The following is a 21,271-nucleotide window of genomic DNA, read 5'->3' as shown; positions in this document are numbered from 1 at the left end:
AATCATCATTCCTGTCCCCTTCACTGACTGCTAAGCGGCGTCGAAGTGATTACGACGCAGGCTCTACATGCGCGAGCAACTTTTTAAGCAACACCGCGAGCTCGGCTTGCTCGTTGGCGGTAAGACCTGCCAAGAGCTGGTGCAAGTTGTTAGTATGATCGGTCACTGCATCATCAATTAAATCCATGCCCGCATCTGTCAGTGACACATACACGCCACGGCGGTCGTTGGGATCCGGGCTCCGAGACACCAAGCCTTTTTGTTCGAGGCGATCAATACGGTTAGTCATCGCGCCCGAGGTAAGCATCAGGGCATCGAGCAGCTGGTTGGGGGTTAACGTATAGGGCGATCCCGCACGTCGTAGGGAGGCCAACACATCAAACTCGCCAGGGTTGAGGTTATATTGACCAAAGACTTGTTGTAGTTTGGGGTTAATATTGCCCAAAACCCGCGCGAGTCGGCCCGTGATCGCCATCGGACTGGGGTCGATATCCGGGCGCTCGTCGTGCCACTGACGTAAAATGAGGTCAACTTTGTCCTCTTGGGGAGCGGAAGGGGTTGCGTTATCAGTCATTATTTTGCCACTTCGGTTAGTCTCAATAAGATCGGTGAGTGCCAATCAGTCAGAGGGCCAGTTTGCCTAATAAATACTTATCGATAAAGATTCTTCACTGAAAAATAATTCAAAGGTATCGGTTAGCTCAAGCGATAAGGGGAGTTTCAACGCTAAGTTGTGAGCCTGGTCTGAATGTTTCACCGGGTGTCGCGGGTGTGAGAGGCTTGCGTCAAGCCAGTAGAAAAGGTGTAATAGCTGCTTCACCTTACTCATTGTCACTATTGTAACGAGTCATCAAATAATTATGTCGACGCAAACCCCCCCGTTAAAGATCTACAACTCACTGACGCGAGATAAAGCTGTCTTTCAACCCATCACGCCGGGAAAAATCGGCATGTATGTGTGTGGGGTGACAATTTATGATCTCTGTCATATTGGTCACGGGCGTACCTTTGTTTCGTTTGACATGATTGCGCGCTACTTGCGCTACTTGGGCTTTGATTTAACCTTTGTCCGTAACATCACGGATATCGATGACAAAATCATCAAGCGTGCGGCGGAAAATGGCGAGAGCTGTGATGCATTGACCGAGCGTTTGATCGGTGAAATGTATCAAGACTTTGATGCCTTAAACATGGCGCGTCCCGACATCGAGCCACGCGCGACCGACTACATTGACGAAATCATCGCACTGGTAGAAAAGCTAATTGAGCGTGGCTTTGCGTATGTCGCGGATAATGGCGATGTGATGTTTGAAGTGGCCAAGTTTGACGATTACGGCAAGCTATCGAAGCAAGCTCTCGATCAGCTGCAAGCAGGCGCCCGCGTTGACGTTGAAACAGCCAAGCGCAGTCCTCTCGATTTTGTGGTGTGGAAAATGTCGAAACCTGGCGAGCCGACCTGGGAGTCGCCTTGGGGGCCAGGCCGCCCTGGCTGGCACATTGAGTGCTCGGCAATGAACTCTGCGATCTTGGGCGAGCATTTTGATATTCATGGTGGTGGCTCTGATTTGCAGTTCCCGCACCATGAGAATGAAATAGCCCAATCTTGCTGCGCCCATGACACCCCATATGTTAACACCTGGATGCATAGCGGCATGGTGATGGTTGATCGTGAAAAGATGTCCAAATCCTTGGGTAACTTTTTCACCATCCGTGACGTGCTAGCACACTATGATGCCGAAACCGTGCGTTATTTCCTGCTTTCAGGTCACTATCGCAGCCAGTTGAACTACAGCGATGAAAACCTCAACCAAGCCCGTTCAGCACTTGAGCGTCTATACACCTCGCTTCGCGGTTTAGACACTCAGGCCGCACCTGCCGGTGGCGATGAATACGTGGCACGCTTTGAAGCGGCGATGAACGATGACTTTAACACCCCAGAAGCCTATTCGGTGCTATTCGATATGGCTCGTGAGATTAACCGTTTACGTGGCGATAATTTGGCAGCGGCATCCGCACTGGGTGCGCAAATGCGTAAGTTAGCGTCGATTCTTGGTTTACTCGAGCAAGATGCGGATAGCTTCCTGCAAGGCGATGCAGGGGCTGATAATGAAGTGGCTGAAATAGAGGCGCTCATTCAAAAACGGAATGATGCTCGCAAAACCAAAGACTTTGCCACCGCCGATGCCGCGCGTGATGCGCTCACTGCGATGGGTATTGTGCTGGAAGACGGCCCGCAAGGCACCACCTGGCGCCGTAAATAAGCAACTGTTTATTACCTAATAAGCCACAAAAAACGGAGCCGACTAGCTCCGTTTTTTGTTATCGGTATCTCGTGCTTTTACGCGCAGGCCTGCCGTGTCACTCAACGTGAAGCCGTGTTACAGCCCAGGTGTAACCACGCGCTTATCGGCTTCTGGCAGCTCACTGCCACAATGCTTACAAAATGAGGCGTCGGACTCATGGCCGCTTTTTGAGCAGTTAGGGCATTTTACCAAGTTGCGATGCAGTGACATCTGCTGACCGATTTCGGCGGTGATGATCCCTGTGGGCACGGCAATAATCGAATAGCCCATCAACATGGTGAAAGACGCGAGTGCCTTGCCAATATCGGTTTGCGGCACAATATCACCATAACCGACCGTGGTAAGGGTGACGATAGCCCAGTAGATGGCATAGGGAATACTGGTAAAGCCATTCTCTGGCCCTTCAATCACGTACATGAGTGCGCCGAAGACGGTGACCAGGATCGCCACGGAGAAGAAGAAAATCATTACCTTTCGCGATGACAGCAACATCGAGCGCAACAAGATGTTGGAGTCTTCCAAAAAGCGCATCAGCCTCAAAACACGGAAAATACGCAATACCCGCAATAGGCGTACCACCATCAGGTATGTCGTCCCCGGGACAAAAATCGCGATATAGGTGGGCAGAATCGCCAGTAAATCCACCACGCCGTAAAAACTTCGCGCATAAGCAGACGGGCGCGGAGAGCAATAAAGGCGCAGTAAATACTCGACGGTAAAGATGCCGGTAAAGCCCCATTCAATCCAATAAAGCCATTGTGACCATCTAGCATGGACACTTGCGATCGACTCCAGCATCAACGCCACCATCGAGGCCAAGATCATCACAATCAGCGCCAAATCAAATGCTTTCCCGTGCTTCGTCTCGGTGCCAAAGATGGTGGTGTATAGGTAGTGTTGAAGACGGCTTTGTGACTTATTCATTCGCTTACCTTGCTAAAAATCTTCCATGATTGAGCCGCAAAAAACCGGCACGGCAACTGACTGCGTGCCGATTTTCTATCTCTACGCGCTGAAGGGGCTTATCGCGCGTTTAGCTAAGGCCGGGGAACAAGGCGCGCATGCCAGAGGCGATAAACTCAATCCCGAGGGAACCAAGGATAAGGCCCATTATCCGCGTAATAACGTTGATACCCGTTTGGCCTAAAAATTTCACCACTGCAGGACCGACTTTAAACAGCCCCCAAATCCCTGCAGAGAACAGCACTAGGGTGGTGATGAGTGTAATCGTACTCCACGTATCTGGGTACTGAGAGCCATACACAATGGTTGAGCTGATCGCACCTGGCCCCGCGAGCAGTGGCATCGCTAGCGGTACCACGCCCACTTGTTCACGGCTGATGGTCTCGGATTGCTCCTGCTTGTTTTGCTTACCTTCCCCCAACTTACCGTTCATCATGGTAAAAGCGATACTGAGCAGCAGCATGCCACCGGCTACCCGGAATGAATCGAGTGAGATACTGAATAAATCCAGCAACATCTGTCCGGCAAGCAAGGAAACAATCAAGATGATCGCCACCGCGATGGCGGCGGTGTATGCCGTGCGGTTTCGTTCTTGTTTATCAAGATGTACGGTGAGGGTGACAAAAACGGGCATGATACCGATAGGGTTAACGGCGGCAAAAAGCCCGACAAAAAACTGCACAAAAATCATGGTGTCGAAAGCGGCCATGGTGACTCTCGTAATGCTGTGAGGAAGTCCAGTTTCTCTCGGGTTAAATCAATGGCGCCAGTATAGCGATGTCAGCCTAAAAACCAACCACTCAGCTATTATTTTCTGAATGCAATAGTTGCGCGTTTTGAACCCGCTTTCGCTGATAACCCAAACGATTTATCGTCATGCAACTTTCGCTCGGCAAACTATACTGAGGGTCGATGTCGTGAACAGAAACAACCGTCTTTCGGGTTTTTTGTTGAAATTTACATACAGTATCGACATTTATATTTGCCTTGCCATGTAAATTATATGTTACTGTGATGAAAATTTTAGACACATGTGTTCTGTGCTACAAAAATATTAAACCCAGTGATTGTGGGGGTTAAGCGTAAATTTTATTGCGGTTGATTTGATAACAACTGATCGAGATCAAGTTACTCACGCTGTGAAAACTTATACTCAGTTTTGAAAGTTATTTACTAAATGCCACGCACCGAACGGCGACACTAAGTAAAGATAAACAAGGCTTAGTAAGCCAAGACGCTGCGGCAAGCAATTACTAAATGATTTTCAAATATGAACCAGGAGACGACTATGCCTGTCACTAATATTGCTGAACTCAACGCGATGGTTGAGCGTGTCAAAAAGGCACAACAAGAATTTGCCACCTATTCACAGGAGCAAGTAGATAAGATCTTCCGTGCCGCATCACTGGCTGCAAACAACGCGCGTATCCCACTGGCGAAACAAGCGGTTGAAGAGTCAGGCATGGGTATCCTCGAAGACAAGGTTATCAAAAACCACTTCGCCTCTGAGTTCATCTACAACAAATACAAAGACGACAAAACCTGCGGCATTCTGGAAGAGAATGACGAATTCGGCACCATGACTATCGCCGAGCCCGTTGGCCTTATCTGCGGTATCGTGCCAACCACTAACCCAACGTCGACTGCGATCTTCAAATCACTGATCTCACTGAAAACGCGTAACGGCATCATCTTCTCGCCACACCCACGTGCGAAAAACTCGACCAATGATGCGGCGAAGCTGGTTCTTGATGCAGCCGTGGCTGCGGGCGCACCCAAAGACATCATAGGCTGGATTGACCAACCTTCAGTTGAGCTTTCTAACGCACTGATGAAGCACGACGACATTAACCTGATTCTGGCGACCGGTGGCCCAGGCATGGTGAAAGCGGCATACTCATCAGGTAAACCGGCGATTGGTGTGGGTGCGGGTAACGTGCCTGTGGTTATCGATGAAACCGCTGACATTAAACGTGCTGTCGCGTCTGTACTGATGTCAAAAACCTTCGATAACGGCGTGGTGTGTGCGTCAGAGCAAGCGGTTATCGTGATGGACGAAGTGTACGATGAAGTGAAAGAACGCTTTGCGTCGCACAAAGGCCATGTATTGAGCAAAGCAGACGCCGATAAAGTGCGTAAGGTACTACTTATCAACGGTAACCTTAACGCTGATATCGTGGGCCAACCTGCCACTAAGATTGCGGAGATGGCCGGCGTAAGCGTGCCATCAGACACTAAAATCCTGATTGGTGAAGGGCTGGAAATCAGCATTGAAGAAGAGTTTGCGCACGAGAAACTCTCTCCAACCCTAGGTATGTTCCGCGCTAAAAGCTTTGAGCACGCGGTCGACATGGCTTGCAAAATGGTGGAAATGGGCGGTATCGGTCATACCTCTGGCCTGTATACCAACCAAGACGTTAACCAAGACCGTATCAAGTATTTCGGTGATCGCCTGAAAACAGCACGTATTCTGGTGAACATTCCAACCACGCACGGTGGTATCGGTGACTTGTACAACTTTAACGTTGCACCTTCACTGACATTGGGCTGTGGCTCATGGGGTGGTAACTCAATTTCTGAGAACGTTGGGCCTAAACACCTGATGAACAAGAAAACCGTAGCGAAGCGAGCTGAGAATATGCTGTGGCACAAACTACCAAAATCGATCTACTTCCGTCGCGGCAGCTTGCCAATCGCATTGGGTGACTTAGAAGACAAGAAACGCGCGATGATCGTGACGGACCGTTTCCTGTTTAACAACGGTTATTCTGAGCAAATCGAGTCAATGCTTAAAGCGCAAGGCATGGACGTGAATACCTTCTTTGAAGTAGAAGCGGATCCAACATTGACCGTGGTGCGCAAAGGTGCGGAAGCGATGAAGAGCTTCCAGCCAGACGTGATTATTGCCCTAGGTGGTGGTTCACCGATGGATGCTGCGAAAATCATGTGGGTGATGTACGAGCACCCTGAAACGGCGTTCGAAGAGCTAGCGATGCGCTTTATGGACATCCGTAAACGTATCTACAAATTCCCGAAAATGGGTAAAAAAGCCGAGCTGGTTTGTGTGACAACCACATCAGGTACCGGTTCAGAAGTGACACCATTTGCGGTAGTGACAGACGATAAAACGGGCGCGAAGTACCCACTGGCCGACTACGAGCTGACACCACAAATGGCAATTGTGGATGCCAACCTAGTGATGAACATGCCGAAGTCACTGACTGCCTTTGGTGGTTACGATGCGATTACTCACGCGATGGAAGCCTACGTGTCTATCCTGTCTAACGAGTATTCAGAAGGGCAAGCTCTGCAAGCGTTGAAACTGCTGAAAGACTATCTGCCAGCGAGCTATACGCACGGTGCAAACGACCCAATCGCACGTGAGAAAGTGCACAATGGTGCCACCATTGCCGGTGTCGCGTTTGCTAACGCCTTCTTGGGTGTGTGTCACTCAATGGCGCACAAAATCGGTGCTGAGTTCCACCTACCACACGGTTTGGCGAACGCATTGCTGATTTCCAACGTGGTGCGTTTCAACGCCAATGACAACCCAACCAAGCAAACAGCTTTCTCACAGTACGACCGCCCACAAGCACGTCGTCGCTATGCAGAAATCGCTGACCACCTTGGCCTAGCTCAAGCCGGTGACCGTACCGCACAGAAGATTGAGCGTTTGCTAGCCTGGTTGGAAGACATGAAGTTGAAACTAGACATCCCAACCTCTATCCAAGCGGCGGGTGTACCAGAAGCAGACTTCATGGCCAAACTGGATGAGCTGGCGGAAGAGGCGTTCGATGACCAATGTACAGGCGCTAACCCACGCTATCCACTGATCAAAGAGTTGAAAGATGTGTTGGTTGCGTCTTACTACGGTAAACCATACGTAGAATGTGAAACCTTTGAAGGCACCACGGTGATCAAGAAGAAAGATGACCGACCAGCCGCCGCGCCGACTAAAGCCGCGAAAGCTGTGAAAAAAGATGAAAAAGCAGACGCCTAATAGACCCTAGGCAACCGCTTAACGACAAAGACCCGCTCCGGCGGGTCTTTTTGATTTTACCCGCGTGATTGCTAACCTGGCGGCTGAACATAAGTCCTAGCACTACGCCTGAATCGGGCTCTTGAATACAGAACGCTTCGCTTACGGAATACGGAAAAAGCGTAAAGCCGTTCCTAGGCCCTAGGATTCTCGGACCTAGCTCCCTCTCACCCACTTGCCTCTAACAACCGGCCGTTAAAAGAATCGTTGGAGACGATGTATTCGGCATTGCGAATAAATTCATCATCAATGCCGCTGTTCGCCTGGTGACGATGGCGCGGAACAATACCGCCGACACGAATTTTCAGTGCTGATAGCTCCTTCGCCCACCGTTGGGTCAAGCCGCCAATCATGGCGTTGGCAACCGTATCCGGCGTGAGGTGAGTGCCCGCGACATTAATGATCACACCAGGTGTGCCGCGTTGTTGCATGCATTCTGCTGCGCGTTGGACCACCAGAAAATATTGTGACGTGGTATCACTGAGGGTTTTGGGGCCATCGTAGTGTTTTTGTCTGTCAAACAGACTAGGCAAAACATCCCCTTGCCAATGATTGATCAGTACATCAATCCCACCAAAAAGCTGAGTGACCTGGGTGAACGCATCGTGAATCGAATCAGGCTCATGATCGGCGAGACAAATAGGCTGAACACGCCCCAAGTAGTCGCGACATTGATCGGCACTTAGGCGTAGTGCTGGCCACTCGGTATCGAGCAAAACCACGTTTGCGCCAAGCGAGCAAAAGTGCTCAGCCATGGCGCGTCCGGACGGTGAGCCACCTGCGGTAATGACGACCACTGCGCTATCGATCTTCATGAGAATTTCCTCATAATTATCAGGCTGTTAAAACAGACTGATGCATTTTTTACCCAAGCAAATCACGAGAAAGTGACAGCTTACTCACACCTTATTCAAGCGTGGGAGTGTAATACTGGACCATAAATACGAGGACTGCGAAAAAAAGACGCAAAACGTCAGGAGGAATGGCAAAAAGAATATCGGGAATCTATAGAGGATCACAGTTTGATAAAGGATCAACAAATGTCATCAAGATCGACTTGCGATCTGACGCATTATGCGCTCACACGCATTTTATCAAAGCAATGCGAAGTGGTGAGTTTTTCATACAAGGTGGCAGGGTTATAGGCGGGGCGCTTGGGCTCGGTATCGGCTAAATGACGGCGCTCGTGGCCAGACAAATTATGATAGACCGCTTCGTCAAACCCATGTGTGCCTTGAGGGGGATAGTGCATTGCCGCAGGGGCGAGTTGGAAACGGAGGTTGGCACTTGCCAGTCCGCCTCGATGAAAGGCATCGGCTTGCGCACTAGCGCGTTGATAGTCTTCTTCATTGCTGGCTGCAAGAGGTTGTGGTTCAGCCAGCTGGAACTGCTGACGGAGCACCTGGTCATTGCTGACTGGCTTATCGACGGGAGTCAGCGGGGTTGACTCGTTGGCATCTCCAGACAATAGCGCCATCATCAGGGCAAAGTCGGAACGACGGCCTTGTACCACCGCATGGTTTAGGTTGTCCCCAAACTGAACGTCGCTAATTAGCTGCGCTTTGTCGATGGTATGAACTGTCACTGCGGTTACCCTAGTTATGACGCGGTCGATAATAGTGATAACTAGGGTATCGGCAGCGAGGGTAAAACTTTAACGTTTTTTATTTTACCCAGTGCGTGCCTGTTCGGCTTTGTCTTCTCACGTGCTCCGCACGGTAAATTAGCCTGCTTGGGCAAGCCGAGGTTGCAAGGAGCGCGTGCTTTGGCCAGCAAAATGTTGCATTGAAAACGCCACCCGGTCTTCCGGTAGCGGTGGGTAGCGACAAGGCGGCAGTGATTCAATCAGATCAAGGCGAGGCAATAGGCCACAGCCGTTAGCGATTTGAATGGCGAGGCCTGGGCGGGCATTGAGCTCCAACACCATCGGACCTTTTTCTTTATCCAATACCATATCGGTACCCATATAACCCAAGTCTGTCATCTCCCACGCGCTGGCGGCGAGGGTAAGCAGCTGCTGCCAGTGAGGCACTTTCAGGGTATAGAGATCTTGGTGAGTATCGGGGTGGTGGGTGATAGGGCGATTAAACTGAACCGCTTTCAATGCTTTACCCGTCGCAATATCCAGCCCCACGCCAACGGCACCTTGGTGTAAGTTAGCTTTGCCATCAGACGCTGAGGTCGATAAGCGCATCATCGCCATCACGGGATAACCTTGAAAGACAATCACCCGGATGTCGGGCACGCCCTCATAGCTGAAGCCTTGAAAACTATCATCAAACGCAATCAAGTTTTCGACCACCGCCACATCGGCTTTACCTCCGAGCGAAAACAGGCCCGCTAGGGTATTGGTGATATGGCGCTCCACATCATTATGGCTGACTGCTTTCCCCGAGGCTTTGGTATAGACACCTTGGTGGTTTTTTGTCACCACTAAGATGCCTTTTCCGCCAGAGCCCTGTGCAGGCTTAATCACAAAACCAGGCCAGTTGGCGACCATAGCGTGGATGCGTTTGACATCCGCTTGGCTGTCAATCACCCCAATCAGCTCAGGCACAGTGGCGCCAGCTTGTTGGGCGATGAGTTTGGTTTGTAGTTTGTCATCAACCAGCGGGTATAAACGCCGGTCATTGTAGCGACCAATATAGCGAATGTTGCGCTGGTTCATGCCCATGATCCCCGATTGGTTAAGCCGAAACGGGGAGGCTAATTTATCGAGAAGTGCGCGCATCATCCCCTCCTGAAGGTGCCAACCCGAGCGGTTTGTCACTTGGCTCGGCTAAGGGGCGGAAGCGCTTGAGCTCCGACAAGCGATAGCCCGTGTAATTACCCAGAAGCAAGATAAGGGCGAGGATCACCAACTGCAGACCAATAAAATTAAAGGTGAGATGGCGGAGCAGATCATTGGTCATCGCTAAATACACCAACACCGCAGTCAGCAGTGAGCCACCGCCTTGAATGACCACTTCTTTCGCCCCTTCTTCTTCCCATAAAATCGACATCCGCTCGATGGTCCACGACAAAATGATCATCGGGAAGAAGGTAATGGTGAGTCCCTCCATCAAACCAATGTGGAAGGCAATCACGCTAAAGACGGAAATAATCAGGATCACGGTGATAATCACCGCCGATATTCGTGCTACCAAGAGTAAATTGAGCCGGGATAAGTAGCTTCTGATCACCAGCCCCGTGCCGACAATCAGCACAAAACCAACAATGCCGGTGATGAGCTGAGTTTGGACAAAGGCGACCGCAATGAGCACTGGCATAAAGGTGCCAGAGGTTTTGAGCCCCACAATCACCCGTAAGAACACCACAATGAGCGCACCAATCGGGATCAGCATGATGGTTTTGAACATCGCCTGCTCTTCGATGGGTAAGCTATGGATGGAGAAGTTGAGCAAATCGTCAGCGGAGACCTTGGCGGAGGTTGCCTGTTGCGGGCTGATATCTTGCGAGATAATAGAAAAATGCACCTGACTATGCTCGCCACCGATCACTTCTAACAGGGGCCCGCCATGTTGGTTCCAAAGCAAGATGTTATCGTGATGGCCATTTTGGCCGCTCACCAAGTCAAACAAATGCCAGCGGCTGTCTTGCCACACTTGCAGCATGGGAGAAATGCTTTGCCGGCGCCGGCCATCTTCAAGCTCTAAACCGCCCACCACGCGCGCATGAATGCCTTCAAGGGCCAAGGTTTTACGCAGCGCATCGGGTTTATCCAGTGTGTTGAGCAGCAACGCAGCGTTTTGACTATCAGGACTATTAAGCTGCTTAATCAGCTCGCGGGTCAGGGTGATGTTATCGGCAGAACGAGCGCGAGCACGGTCAAGCAGTGCGAGTGCGGCGTTTTTAGCCGCATTATCCATGACAGGCGTCGCCACCACCTCATCCTCTGGTGGGGTCATGGTGTAGCGCGCGCTGTCATCGACCAGCATCTGGTTTTTAAAATAAAGGGTTTGTTCACCACTGGCGTGACGTGCCGACCACTGTCCTTGGCGGCCATGCTCTGTATCGAGTAAAGAAAACCCGTAGCCTGCTGATGAGGTGCTTTCATCAATCAGAGTCAGACCAGGCTGGCTATCTGGTGCCGCCAAACTGACTTTAACCGGCCCGTTGGTGGCATCAAAATTGATTCTTGCCTCGATTTGCCACACTTGACGCGTTTCATCCGCAAGCCATGGCACGCCATAGACAAAATGACGGTAGGCACTGAGTGCGATGCCAGCGACGACCAAAAAGCCAATCAAAAAATAAAAAGGAACCCGTGAAACCATATCGATTACCTATTTGTTGGGGGCGTCGTCATCGCCTGGTTCCGTTGGCGTGTCCGGCTGATATTGCGGGTGAATGTGCACTTGGCTGACATCAACCACCGCCAAGTCTTTAAAAAATTCGCGGCCGAGCAGCACCGGATATTCCATGTTGGTGCGATCAGCGAGCGTAAATTCGGTTTTTTCATGGATGTTGCCGACACGAATCCAGGCTTCGACCACTGGGCGGCGCTCGGTGCTATCGCTTGACGATTGACGGATGCGCACCCAGCGTTTCACCGGCATTTCCATGAACACTGGCTGGTCACTGTTTTCGCTATGGTTGACGTTGAATTTGACCCAGGTGTCGCCGTCACGCTCAAATTCTTGGATATCCACCGCATTGAGTGAGGAGGTCTCAGCTCCGGTGTCTACGCGGGATTGAAAGGTGTTTTCGACCGCATCAAACCAGACAAATTCGCGTCCGCCGAGAATAACCTTGCCATCGTTAACCGGGACTCTTACCACTTTTTCCTTCACCTTTACATCAGCGGTGTCGGTTGCCACGTTAGCGTACAGTTTGGCTTGGGTTCGCTGAATCACGGTCAGTTGGCTTTCGAGCGCATTCACTTTATCGGCCAACTGATTTAACGCTGTGCCATGTTGAGTAAAGGTCTCGGTGAGCGCTTGCTGTTGTTGCTGGCTTTGGGCTGCCAGGTTATCAAATTTGTTGAGCGTTTCTTGATGTTGGTGCTGCGAGGTCAATGTGCAGCCGGACACCGTAAGTAAAAGCGCACTGATCAGTGAGCAACGAAATAGCATCTAAATCTCCACAGCATAAGAAGGATTGCGGCTAGCCATGTCACAGGCATTAGCGCCCTGATGGCGACGGCGAGAGCAAATTCTAAAGGATGGGACAAAGATGGGTAGGGGGATTCTGTCAAATGTTAGTCAGAATTGACTGAATGCTGATTTAATCGACGGTAATAAAGCAAAGTCGTTAGCAAACAAGCACTCAAGCGATGAAATAAAACACAGGCCCTCAATACAAGCGGCGCGATTGCGAGCGTGACGTCAGGGCGGGGTGGATGCCAGGTAAAGACGCTTCAACACCGCCGCCAAGCCGGAGGGCGACTGGCGGTAGTGTTGTTTTTAGGTTCGACAAGTTAGTCTGGGTTGCGAGCCACTAAGATCGCGCGTTTGGGCGCCGGGTAGCCCTCTACGGTTTGCGCGGGGTTGTTGGGGTCGAGGTAATCTGGCAGCGAGTTATGGGTCATCCATTCGGTACTGCGCTGCTCATCAGTGGTGGTGACGCACTCGTCGACAATACGCACATCGACAAATCCTACTTTTTCTAGCCAGACTTTTAACGCACGCGCGGACGGGAAAAAGTAGACGTTGCGCATTTGTGCATAGCGACTGGTTGGCACCAACACCGCGTTTTCATCGCCATCGATAACCAAGGTTTCCAGCACCAGCTCGCCATCTTTACGCAACTGATCTTTAAGTTGCATCAGATGATCGAGCGGGGAGCGGCGATGGTACAACACGCCCATGCTGAACACGGTGTCGAATGCGCGCAACGCAGGTAGTTTTTCAATCCCTAAAGGCAACAGGTGCGCACGCTGATCGTTGCCCATCAAGCGACGAATGGCATCGAATTGCATCAAAAAGAGCTCGGACGGGTCAATGCCTACTGTCAGTGCGGCTTCTTCGCCCAACATGCGCCACATGTGGTAGCCATTGCCGCAACCGACATCGAGCACATACCGCCCTTTTAGCGGCGAGATATGCGGCAGTACGCGATCCCATTTCCAATCTGAGCGCCATTCGGTATCAATATCAATGCCGTGTACCTGGTACGGGCCTTTACGCCAAGGGTGCAAGGTGCGCAATAAGTTTTCTAATTTTTTGCGCTCGCCATTAGGCAAGCTACCGTCATCACCAATACGCACCGCGTCTTTCAGTTCAACCGTCTCGGGCGCGGTGGTTGGGATCTTGTGCAGCACTTTTATCCACTTAGGCATATCGCCATGGGGCTGGTTTTGCCAGTCAGCTAATTGCGCTGGCAACACCTCGAGCCAATGGCTCAGGCGGTTTTTAGCAATCAGCTGATAAAAATCGGAAAAATCAAACATCAGATTACTCGTACTGTCAGGTTGGTCTTACTTAATCGCCAGCATTGAACCAAAGTTAAAACACTGGAACCACATGGCGACGCTGCTAAAGCCAATGGCATTAAGTCGCGCTTGGTGGGTGGCAATACTGTCTGGGCGCATCACATTCTCAAGTGCACTGCGCTTTTGGCTGATCTCAAGCTCGCTATAGCCATTGGCGCGCTTAAAGTCGTGGTGTAAGTCGATGAGTAACTCATTGGCGGTGTCATCTTCAAAGCGATACTTCTCGGATAAAATCAGGATCCCGCCAGGTTTTAAGCCTTGGTAAATGCGAGTCAGTAGGGCTTGGCGGTCATCAGGGCTTAAAAACTGTAGGGTAAAATTAAGCACTACCATCGACGCATTGGTTATCTCGACATCGCGAATGTCATCCTCACGCACCTCAACATCGGCGGCGCCGCGATAGGCGTTAACATGTAGGCGGCAACGCTCAACCATGGCTTGAGAGTTATCCACCGCGATGATTTTGCAGCTGTCATGAGCAATATGACGGCGCATCGATAAAGTGGCTGCGCCCAATGAGCAGCCCAGATCGTAAATGTGGCTGTCAGGGGTGGCAAAGCGTTTGGCCAGCATGCCAATTGCCGAAATAATATTGCTGTAACCCGGTACCGAACGCTGGATCATATCCGGGAACACTTCGGCGACATTCTCATCGAACGTAAAGTCGCCCATTTTTTCGATAGGCGCAGCGAAAATTTTATCCTGATTAGCCATGTAAGCCCCTACACATCAGCCAAGCTGGCAGGCTTTCGCGCGTGACGCGCGTAAACCCAGCCACAAAAGCGGCGTATTGTAGTGAATTTTTTTGCCCCTGTCTGCACGGTGACTGCGTCGCGTGGGGCGGATATTAAAACAATGCCCCTTGTTGACTTTGCGCGGCGCGCGTGACGGAAGCCAGTGGCGTTGATAAATCAAGACGTTGATATAACTGTGCTGCCAGTGCAGGGGCCTGGTCGTTATCTGAGGTATGAATCATTAAATAGGGCGTTTTGCCCGCGGCTATCCATTTGGATAAGCGTGGGATCCAAGGGTCAAAAAACGCGCTGTTTTCGGGCAAGTCCGGATGGCCGATAAAACGCACCATGGGGGCGTCGCTGGTGGCGATGGCGTGCACCGGCACCCGGGGTTTTTTCTTTTGCGCATCAATAATAGCAGGGGTGTCGGGTTTAGCGGCAAACACCGGGCGGCTGTCCATGATCACGCGGTTGGCGTGATGATCGATCAACAGTCGGTTGAGCGCTTTCTCTGCGTCGCCTTTGGCAAAAAAGGCCGGGTGACGCACTTCGACACCGATGGCTAAATCGCGCGGCAGCGTTGTAAGAAACGCGTCTAAGCTGGGCAACCCCTCCGGACCAAAACGCGCCGGCAGCTGAATCGTCCACTGACCAATATGGTCATGGAGTGGGGCCATCAGCTTGATAAAGTCGGCGGTTAAGTCTTGCGCATGACGTAACTGGCATTGATGGGTAATGGTTTTAGGCAGCTTAAAGGTAAATTGAAAACTGCCTGGAATGGCGGCCGCCCAATTATTCACCGTTTGCGGCGACGGGGAGGCATAAAAGGTCGTATTTCCTTCAACCGTGTTAAACACCTCTGCATAGCGGGCTAAACGCTCTCCCGACTTGGTGCCTGGCGGGTAAAAATGATGCTGCCAACTGGGATGAGACCATTGCGTCAGCCCCAATCGTAAGGGCGGATTCAGGTCTTGGTGTAATAGGGGTACCATGCCCGTAATGATGCCTTGCCAACCAATAGGGCACTAGCCTAAAAGGAATTGAACAAAAAAACTATCGGTTTTAAGCGCGATCGCTTTACCAAGAGCGGGGCTTTTCCTTTATAATGGCAGGCTTTGACAGTAACGGCACTCATGGGGGCGTACCGTCAGGTACGACAGACGCTGTTACCCGAATTCCCCTCAGTATTTGGCAGGCTTGTGCCCCAGGGGCAAGCGGAATCATCAGAACAGATCAGGAATAATCTATGCGCACCCAGTATTGTGGTCACCTGAATAAAGCCCACGTCGGGCAAGAAGTTAGTCTTTGTGGTTGGGTTAACCGCCGCCGTGATTTGGGCGGCTTGATTTTTATCGACATGCGCGACCGTGAGGGTCTGGTGCAAGTTGTGATTGACCCTGATATGGGTGATGTTTACGAGCAAGCAAACAAATTGCGTAACGAATTTTGCCTGACTATCCGTGGTGAAGTGCGTGCGCGTCCAGAGAGCCAGATCAACAGTGATATGGCCACAGGTGAAGTCGAAGTGGTGGCGAAAGGGTTGGAGATCATCAACCGCAGTGCACCGATGCCGATTGACTTTAACCAGTTTATTTCCGAAGAGCAGCGCCTGAAGTATCGCTACCTTGACTTGCGCCGCCCTGAAATGAGCGATCGGATTAAACTGCGTGCTAAAGCCACCAGCTTTGTTCGTCGTTTCCTCGATGACAATGACTTTTTAGACATCGAAACCCCGGTACTCACCAAAGCGACCCCAGAAGGCGCACGTGATTACTTGGTGCCAAGCCGTGTGCACAAAGGTAATTTTTATGCGTTGCCGCAATCACCACAGCTGTTCAAACAGTTGCTGATGATGTCCGGGTTCGATCGCTACTACCAAATCGTGAAGTGCTTCCGTGACGAAGACTTGCGTGCCGATCGCCAGCCAGAGTTTACCCAGATTGATATCGAAACCTCATTTATGAGCGCCGACCAAGTGCGCGAGGTAACCGAGCAATTGATCCGTGAAATGTGGCAATCACTGCTCAATGTGGACTTGGGCGCGTTCCCAACCATGAAGTATGAAGAAGCGATGCGCCGTTTTGGTTCTGACAAGCCAGATTTGCGTAACCCGCTCGAAATCGTCGATGTCGCGGATATCGTCAAAGACGTAGAGTTTAAAGTATTCTCTGGTCCGGCAAACGATGAGAAAGGCCGCGTGGCTGTGATTCGTGTGCCAGGCGGTGCCAGCTTGTCGCGCAAGCAGATTGATGAATACACCAACTTTGTTGGCATTTACGGCGCCAAAGGCTTGGCGTGGATGAAAGTCAACGACCGTGACGCCGGTTTTGATGGCATTCAATCGCCGGTGGCCAAGTTCCTCAATGCCGAAGTGGTGGAAAGCATTCTGTCACGCACTGAGGCGCAAACCGGTGACATTATCCTATTCGGCGCAGACAAAAAGTCTGTCGTTACCGAAGCGCTGGGCGCACTGCGCGTGAAATTAGGCCTGGATCTTGAATTGACCGACACCCAAGCGTGGGCACCATTGTGGGTGGTTGACTTCCCAATGTTTGAGGAAGACGACGAAGGTAACTTGCATGCGATGCACCACCCGTTCACTGCGCCGACAGACGTAACACCTGAAGAGCTGGTGGCAAATCCGGCGGCGGCGAACTCTAACGCGTATGACATGGTGATTAATGGTTACGAAGTGGGCGGTGGCTCGGTGCGTATCCATAACCCAGAAATGCAAGCGGCCGTTTTTGAGACGCTGGGCATCGATGAGCAAGAGCAGCGCAAGAAATTTGGCTTCTTGTTGGATGCATTGAAATACGGTACTCCACCACACGCAGGTTTGGCGTTTGGTATGGATCGCCTGGTGATGTTGCTATCCGGCACCGAAAACATTCGCGACGTGATTGCCTTCCCGAAAACCACCGCTGCGGCCTGCTTGATGACTGACGCGCCAAGCCTTGCCAATGACGCGGCGCTTGAAGAGCTGGCGCTGAGCATTACCGCGGCGGCAGAGCAAAACGAACACAGCGAATAAATTCGCCTGATGACGGGCAAATAGCCTTGCCCGTCTTATCCTTGGGGCCGATAGCTGCGGCAATGACGCAGTGATATCAAGGTTGCAAGGTTACTGTCTCAACGCGCCTCAGACTGAAAAGCCAAGGCGCGTTTTTTCTTATTACTCCTTTCACGTGAGGGGAGCGCAAAAAACGGAGAGTCGATATGGCAGGTCACAGTAAGTGGTCGAACATTAAACACCGTAAAGCCGCTCAAGACGCGAAGCGCGGTAAGATTTTCACCAAGCTTATCCGAGAAATTGTGGTGTCAACCAAAGAGGGTGGCCCCGAGGCGGAAACCAATCCACGCCTACGTGCCGCGGTGGATAAAGCACTGTCAAACAACATGACACGCGACACCATCAACCGTGCGATTTCACGCGGTGCGGGCGGCGAAGGTGACGAGAACATGGAAACCGTCATCTATGAAGGTTATGGCCCTGCGGGCACGGCGGTGATGGTGGAGTGCATGACCGATAACCGCAACCGCACGGTATCAGGCGTGCGCCATGCGTTTTCAAAATCCGGTGGTAACCTGGGTACCGATGGCTCAGTCAGCTTCTTATTCGATAAAAAAGGGGTGATCACCTACCCATCTGGCCTTGAAGAAGATGCGGTGATGGAAGCAGCGCTCGAAGGCGGCGCGGACGATGTGGTCACCTATGACGACGGTTCAATGGATGTGTACACCACGCCTAATGACTTTGGCTATGTGAAAGATGCACTGGATAAAGCCGGGTTTGAGGCTGAACGTGCCGAAGTGACGCAGGTGCCATCGACCAAAGCGGAGTTAGATGCAGACACGGCTCCCAAGCTGTTGCGTTTGATCGATATGCTAGAAGACCTTGACGATGTGCAAGAAGTCTACCATAACGGTGATATCTCGGACGAAGTGGCAGCGAGTTTAAGCTAAATGGCAGTGATACTGGGAATTGACCCAGGTTCGCGGATCACCGGTTATGGGGTGATCCGCCAACATGGTCGGCATCTTGAATATCTCGGTAGTGGCTGTATTCGTACCGAGACAGACGACTTACCCGGTCGACTGAAACACATCTACGCAGGGGTGAGCGAAGTCATCACGCAGTTTCAGCCGGATAACTTTGCTATTGAGCAAGTATTTATGGCTCGCAACGCGGATTCAGCGCTTAAACTGGGTCAAGCACGCGGCAGTGCCATTGTTGCGGCGGTAAACGCCGATTTACCTGTCTCTGAATATGCCGCCAGGCTTATCAAGCAAGCCGTAGTGGGAAAAGGCAGTGCGGATAAAAAGCAAGTCCAGCATATGGTCACCCATATGTTAAAGCTCAGCGCCACCCCGCAAGCCGATGCCGCCGATGCTCTCGCGGTTGCCATTTGCCATGCCCACACCAACCACACCCTCATCGCCATGGCCGGCAAAGCCAACGCCGCCCGCCGCGGTCGGTATCGGTAAAAGCGCTTTTTACTCTTTACTCGTTCCCACGCTCCTGCGTGGGAATGCATATATTCGGGATTTTTGAATACAGAGCGCTTCGCTTACAGAATACGGGAAGAGCAGGAAGTAGTGCCTAGGTTCTAGGATCCTAGGCCCTAGGAACTGTTTCTACAGGGACAGGCACGTTACGCTTTTCCGTAATCCGTAATCCGTAATCCGTAATCCGTAATCCGTAATCCGTAATCCGTATCCCCCTCAATCCGACTGGATATAGATCCAGTTATTCTTTATCCTTGGGGGCAAAGTAACAAACTGAGATGCGATTGTGATAGGCCGATTACAGGGAACCCTGATAGAAAAGCAACCTCCTGAGATTTTGATCGATGTGAACGGCGTCGGCTATGAAGTGAGCATGCCGATGAACTGCTTGTATCAATTGCCGGAGGTGGGCGAAACTGCCACCGTGTATACTCATTTTGTGGTGCGTGAAGATGCGCAACTTCTCTATGGTTTTAGCGGTAAACGTGAGCGGGCGCTGTTTCGGGAAGTGATCAAGGCCAATGGTGTGGGACCTAAACTGGGGTTAGCGATTTTATCGGGGATGACGGCTAACCACTTTGTCGACAGTGTCGAGCACAACGATGTCTCGACCCTAGTGAAAATCCCCGGCGTGGGCAAGAAAACCGCGGAACGTTTGGTGGTTGAAATGCGTGACCGGCTTAAAAATTGGGAAGCGTTCGACCTCTTTACCCCGCACACGGATGCTGCGACGGCTGAGGGCGCAGCCCTACGCGCAGCGCCAACCACCATATCGTCTGCCGCGGATGAGGCGGTAAGCGCCTTGGTCGCACTGGGTTATAAAGCGGCGCAGGCGGAGAAAGTGGTTAAACAAATTGCAACTGATGATATGAGCAGCGAAGACGTGATCCGTCACGCGCTGCGTTCAATGGTGTAACCCATGATAGAAGCTGATCGTTTAATCTCGGCGCAAACCACCCCTGATCGGGAAGAAGAGGTGATCGACCGCGCGATTCGTCCTAAGTTATTGGAAGACTACCAGGGGCAAAATCATGTCCGTGATCAGATGGAAATCTTTATCCATGCTGCGCGTAAACGCCAAGAGGCGCTCGATCATCTGTTGATTTTTGGCCCGCCAGGTCTGGGTAAAACCACCTTGGCCAATATTGTTGCCAATGAAATGGACGTCAATATTCGCACTACGTCGGGCCCCGTGTTAGAAAAAGCCGGCGATCTGGCCGCCTTGCTCACCAACCTTGAGCCTCACGATGTATTATTTATTGATGAAATCCATCGCTTAAGCCCAGTGGTAGAAGAAGTCTTGTACCCGGCGATGGAAGACTATCAGCTAGATATTATGATTGGTGAAGGGCCTGCCGCGCGCTCAATCAAAATCGATTTACCGCCGTTTACCCTGATTGGTGCCACCACCCGCGCCGGCTCGTTGACATCGCCCTTGCGTGACCGGTTTGGTATTACTCAGCGTTTAGAGTATTACAGCGTGGGGGATCTAACCGGTATCGTGAAACGCAGCGCCCATTGCTTGGCATTATCAACCGACGAGGAAGGGGCGATGGAAGTGGCGCGTCGTTCTCGTGGTACGCCACGCATTGCCAACCGCTTGCTCCGCCGTGTGCGAGATTATGCCGAAGTAAAAGGCACGGGAGATATCAGTGCTGACATAGCCCAACGCGCGCTCGATATGCTCGATGTCGACAGCCAAGGGTTTGACTACATGGATCGCAAGCTACTCAATGCCATTATTGAGAAGTTTGATGGCGGGCCGGTGGGGCTTGATAACTTAGCGGCGGCGATTGGCGAAGAGAAAGACACCATCGAAGATGTGATCGAGCCTTATTTGATTCAACAAGGCTACCTGCAACGCACACCACGTGGTCGGATTGCCAGCCAGCGTGCCTATTTGCACTTTGGCTTTGATTTGCCGAAAACCTAGTCGGCTAAGACTGAGCGGAAAATCCTCGCAAACCTTAATCAAGATCAAGACGTTTTTTGCTAAAACAGCCCCATTGGCTGACAACCAATGGGGTTTTTTGATCTAGATTAAGGTTATGTAGCACGTGAACCCTTATCGTAGCCCCATCTGCTAGCGGTTGCTGGTGACGAGACAATGAGAAGTGGCTTCCGTTAATGCCTCCGTCTCACCCAGTTTCTTCGCGGTTAATCACAGTTTTGTATCTTGGTTGGTTTGCCTTATTGTTTTTGCAGCCGAGTCGACAAACCGAGCAAAACGCGATTAACACCCCATTGTTGTACCTATAATATTAGTTATACCTTAATTAGATAAAATTTAACT

Annotated in this window: 17 protein-coding genes and 1 pseudogene; 7 read left to right on the top strand and 11 right to left on the bottom strand. The window is 51.3% G+C overall.

The window, feature by feature from the left end; translation table 11 throughout:
- Nucleotides 1-49: 49 nt before the first annotated feature.
- Nucleotides 50-574 (bottom strand): MarR family winged helix-turn-helix transcriptional regulator, encoded by a 525-nt coding sequence (locus tag BZG74_RS03620; RefSeq protein WP_077771389.1) that lies wholly within the window; start codon nt 572-574, stop codon nt 50-52.
- Nucleotides 575-860: 286 nt separating this feature from the next.
- On the opposite strand from BZG74_RS03620, the gene cysS reads away from it, so the two are divergent.
- Nucleotides 861-2,261: a cysteine--tRNA ligase gene (cysS, locus tag BZG74_RS03610; RefSeq protein WP_077771387.1), complete on the top strand. Its 1,401-nt coding sequence runs from the start codon at nt 861-863 to the stop codon at nt 2,259-2,261.
- A 117-nt stretch (nt 2,262-2,378) separates the two neighbouring features.
- Here cysS and BZG74_RS03605 read toward each other — a convergent pair whose 3' ends face one another.
- A complete protein-coding gene (locus BZG74_RS03605; RefSeq protein WP_077771386.1) occupies nt 2,379-3,227 on the bottom strand; it encodes an ion transporter in 849 nt (282 codons plus the stop codon).
- 109 nt (nt 3,228-3,336) lie between these two features.
- Nucleotides 3,337-3,975, bottom strand: coding sequence for a YchE family NAAT transporter (locus BZG74_RS03600; protein WP_077459195.1), 639 nt, complete (start codon nt 3,973-3,975; stop codon nt 3,337-3,339).
- 561 nt (nt 3,976-4,536) lie between these two features.
- Here BZG74_RS03600 and adhE point away from each other — a divergent pair.
- Nucleotides 4,537-7,266: a bifunctional acetaldehyde-CoA/alcohol dehydrogenase gene (adhE, locus tag BZG74_RS03595; protein WP_255566388.1), complete on the top strand. Its 2,730-nt coding sequence runs from the start codon at nt 4,537-4,539 to the stop codon at nt 7,264-7,266.
- A gap of 206 nt (nt 7,267-7,472) precedes the next feature.
- Here the strand turns inward: adhE and BZG74_RS03590 are convergent, their stop codons facing one another.
- The 8 genes and pseudogenes from BZG74_RS03590 to BZG74_RS03555 all read right to left on the bottom strand — a co-directional run bounded on the left by BZG74_RS03590 (nt 7,473) and on the right by BZG74_RS03555 (nt 15,464).
- Nucleotides 7,473-8,120, bottom strand: a complete 648-nt coding sequence (locus BZG74_RS03590) for an SDR family NAD(P)-dependent oxidoreductase (RefSeq protein WP_077521223.1) — start codon at nt 8,118-8,120, stop codon at nt 7,473-7,475.
- A gap of 257 nt (nt 8,121-8,377) precedes the next feature.
- The gene (locus tag BZG74_RS03585) at nt 8,378-8,890 is read right to left on the bottom strand and encodes a VC2046/SO_2500 family protein (RefSeq protein WP_077771384.1); all 513 of its coding nucleotides are present in this window, start codon (nt 8,888-8,890) and stop codon (nt 8,378-8,380) included.
- Nucleotides 8,891-9,028: 138 nt separating this feature from the next.
- The gene (locus BZG74_RS03580; protein WP_077771383.1) at nt 9,029-10,036 is read right to left on the bottom strand and encodes an alpha-L-glutamate ligase-like protein; all 1,008 of its coding nucleotides are present in this window, start codon (nt 10,034-10,036) and stop codon (nt 9,029-9,031) included.
- Between the two features lie 43 nt (nt 10,037-10,079).
- Nucleotides 10,080-11,582 (bottom strand): annotated as a pseudogene (locus BZG74_RS03575) (inactive transglutaminase family protein); the annotation flags it as partial.
- A 9-nt stretch (nt 11,583-11,591) separates the two neighbouring features.
- Entirely contained in the window at nt 11,592-12,380 is a 789-nt protein-coding gene (locus tag BZG74_RS03570) for an ATP-dependent zinc protease family protein (RefSeq protein ID WP_077771381.1), read from the bottom strand.
- 344 nt (nt 12,381-12,724) lie between these two features.
- Nucleotides 12,725-13,696 (bottom strand): tRNA 5-methoxyuridine(34)/uridine 5-oxyacetic acid(34) synthase CmoB, encoded by a 972-nt coding sequence (cmoB, locus tag BZG74_RS03565; protein WP_077771380.1) that lies wholly within the window; start codon nt 13,694-13,696, stop codon nt 12,725-12,727.
- A gap of 27 nt (nt 13,697-13,723) precedes the next feature.
- On the bottom strand, nt 13,724-14,452 hold the full coding sequence (cmoA, locus tag BZG74_RS03560; protein WP_077771379.1) for a carboxy-S-adenosyl-L-methionine synthase CmoA: 729 nt from the start codon (nt 14,450-14,452) through the stop codon (nt 13,724-13,726).
- Nucleotides 14,453-14,585: 133 nt separating this feature from the next.
- Entirely contained in the window at nt 14,586-15,464 is an 879-nt protein-coding gene (locus tag BZG74_RS03555) for a DUF72 domain-containing protein (RefSeq protein WP_077771378.1), read from the bottom strand.
- Nucleotides 15,465-15,718: 254 nt separating this feature from the next.
- On the opposite strand from BZG74_RS03555, the gene aspS reads away from it, so the two are divergent.
- From aspS to ruvB, 5 genes are all read left to right on the top strand, one after another.
- Complete coding sequence (aspS, locus tag BZG74_RS03550; protein ID WP_077665833.1) at nt 15,719-17,503, top strand: aspartate--tRNA ligase; 1,785 nt, start codon at nt 15,719-15,721, stop codon at nt 17,501-17,503.
- Nucleotides 17,504-17,688: 185 nt separating this feature from the next.
- Nucleotides 17,689-18,435, top strand: a complete 747-nt coding sequence (locus tag BZG74_RS03545; RefSeq protein ID WP_046075359.1) for a YebC/PmpR family DNA-binding transcriptional regulator — start codon at nt 17,689-17,691, stop codon at nt 18,433-18,435.
- Nucleotides 18,436-18,957 (top strand): crossover junction endodeoxyribonuclease RuvC, encoded by a 522-nt coding sequence (gene ruvC / locus BZG74_RS03540; protein WP_046075360.1) that lies wholly within the window; start codon nt 18,436-18,438, stop codon nt 18,955-18,957.
- 307 nt (nt 18,958-19,264) lie between these two features.
- Nucleotides 19,265-19,894 (top strand): Holliday junction branch migration protein RuvA, encoded by a 630-nt coding sequence (gene ruvA, locus BZG74_RS03535; protein ID WP_069361235.1) that lies wholly within the window; start codon nt 19,265-19,267, stop codon nt 19,892-19,894.
- Nucleotides 19,895-19,897: 3 nt separating this feature from the next.
- Nucleotides 19,898-20,911, top strand: a complete 1,014-nt coding sequence (gene ruvB / locus BZG74_RS03530) for a Holliday junction branch migration DNA helicase RuvB (protein WP_046075362.1) — start codon at nt 19,898-19,900, stop codon at nt 20,909-20,911.
- The last annotated feature ends 360 nt before the right edge of the window (nt 20,912-21,271 follow it).

It is taken from the genome of Salinivibrio sharmensis (assembly GCF_001995985.1).
Classification (GTDB): Bacteria; Pseudomonadota; Gammaproteobacteria; order Enterobacterales; family Vibrionaceae; genus Salinivibrio; species Salinivibrio sharmensis.
This window is presented reverse-complemented; position numbering and strand designations above follow the sequence as displayed.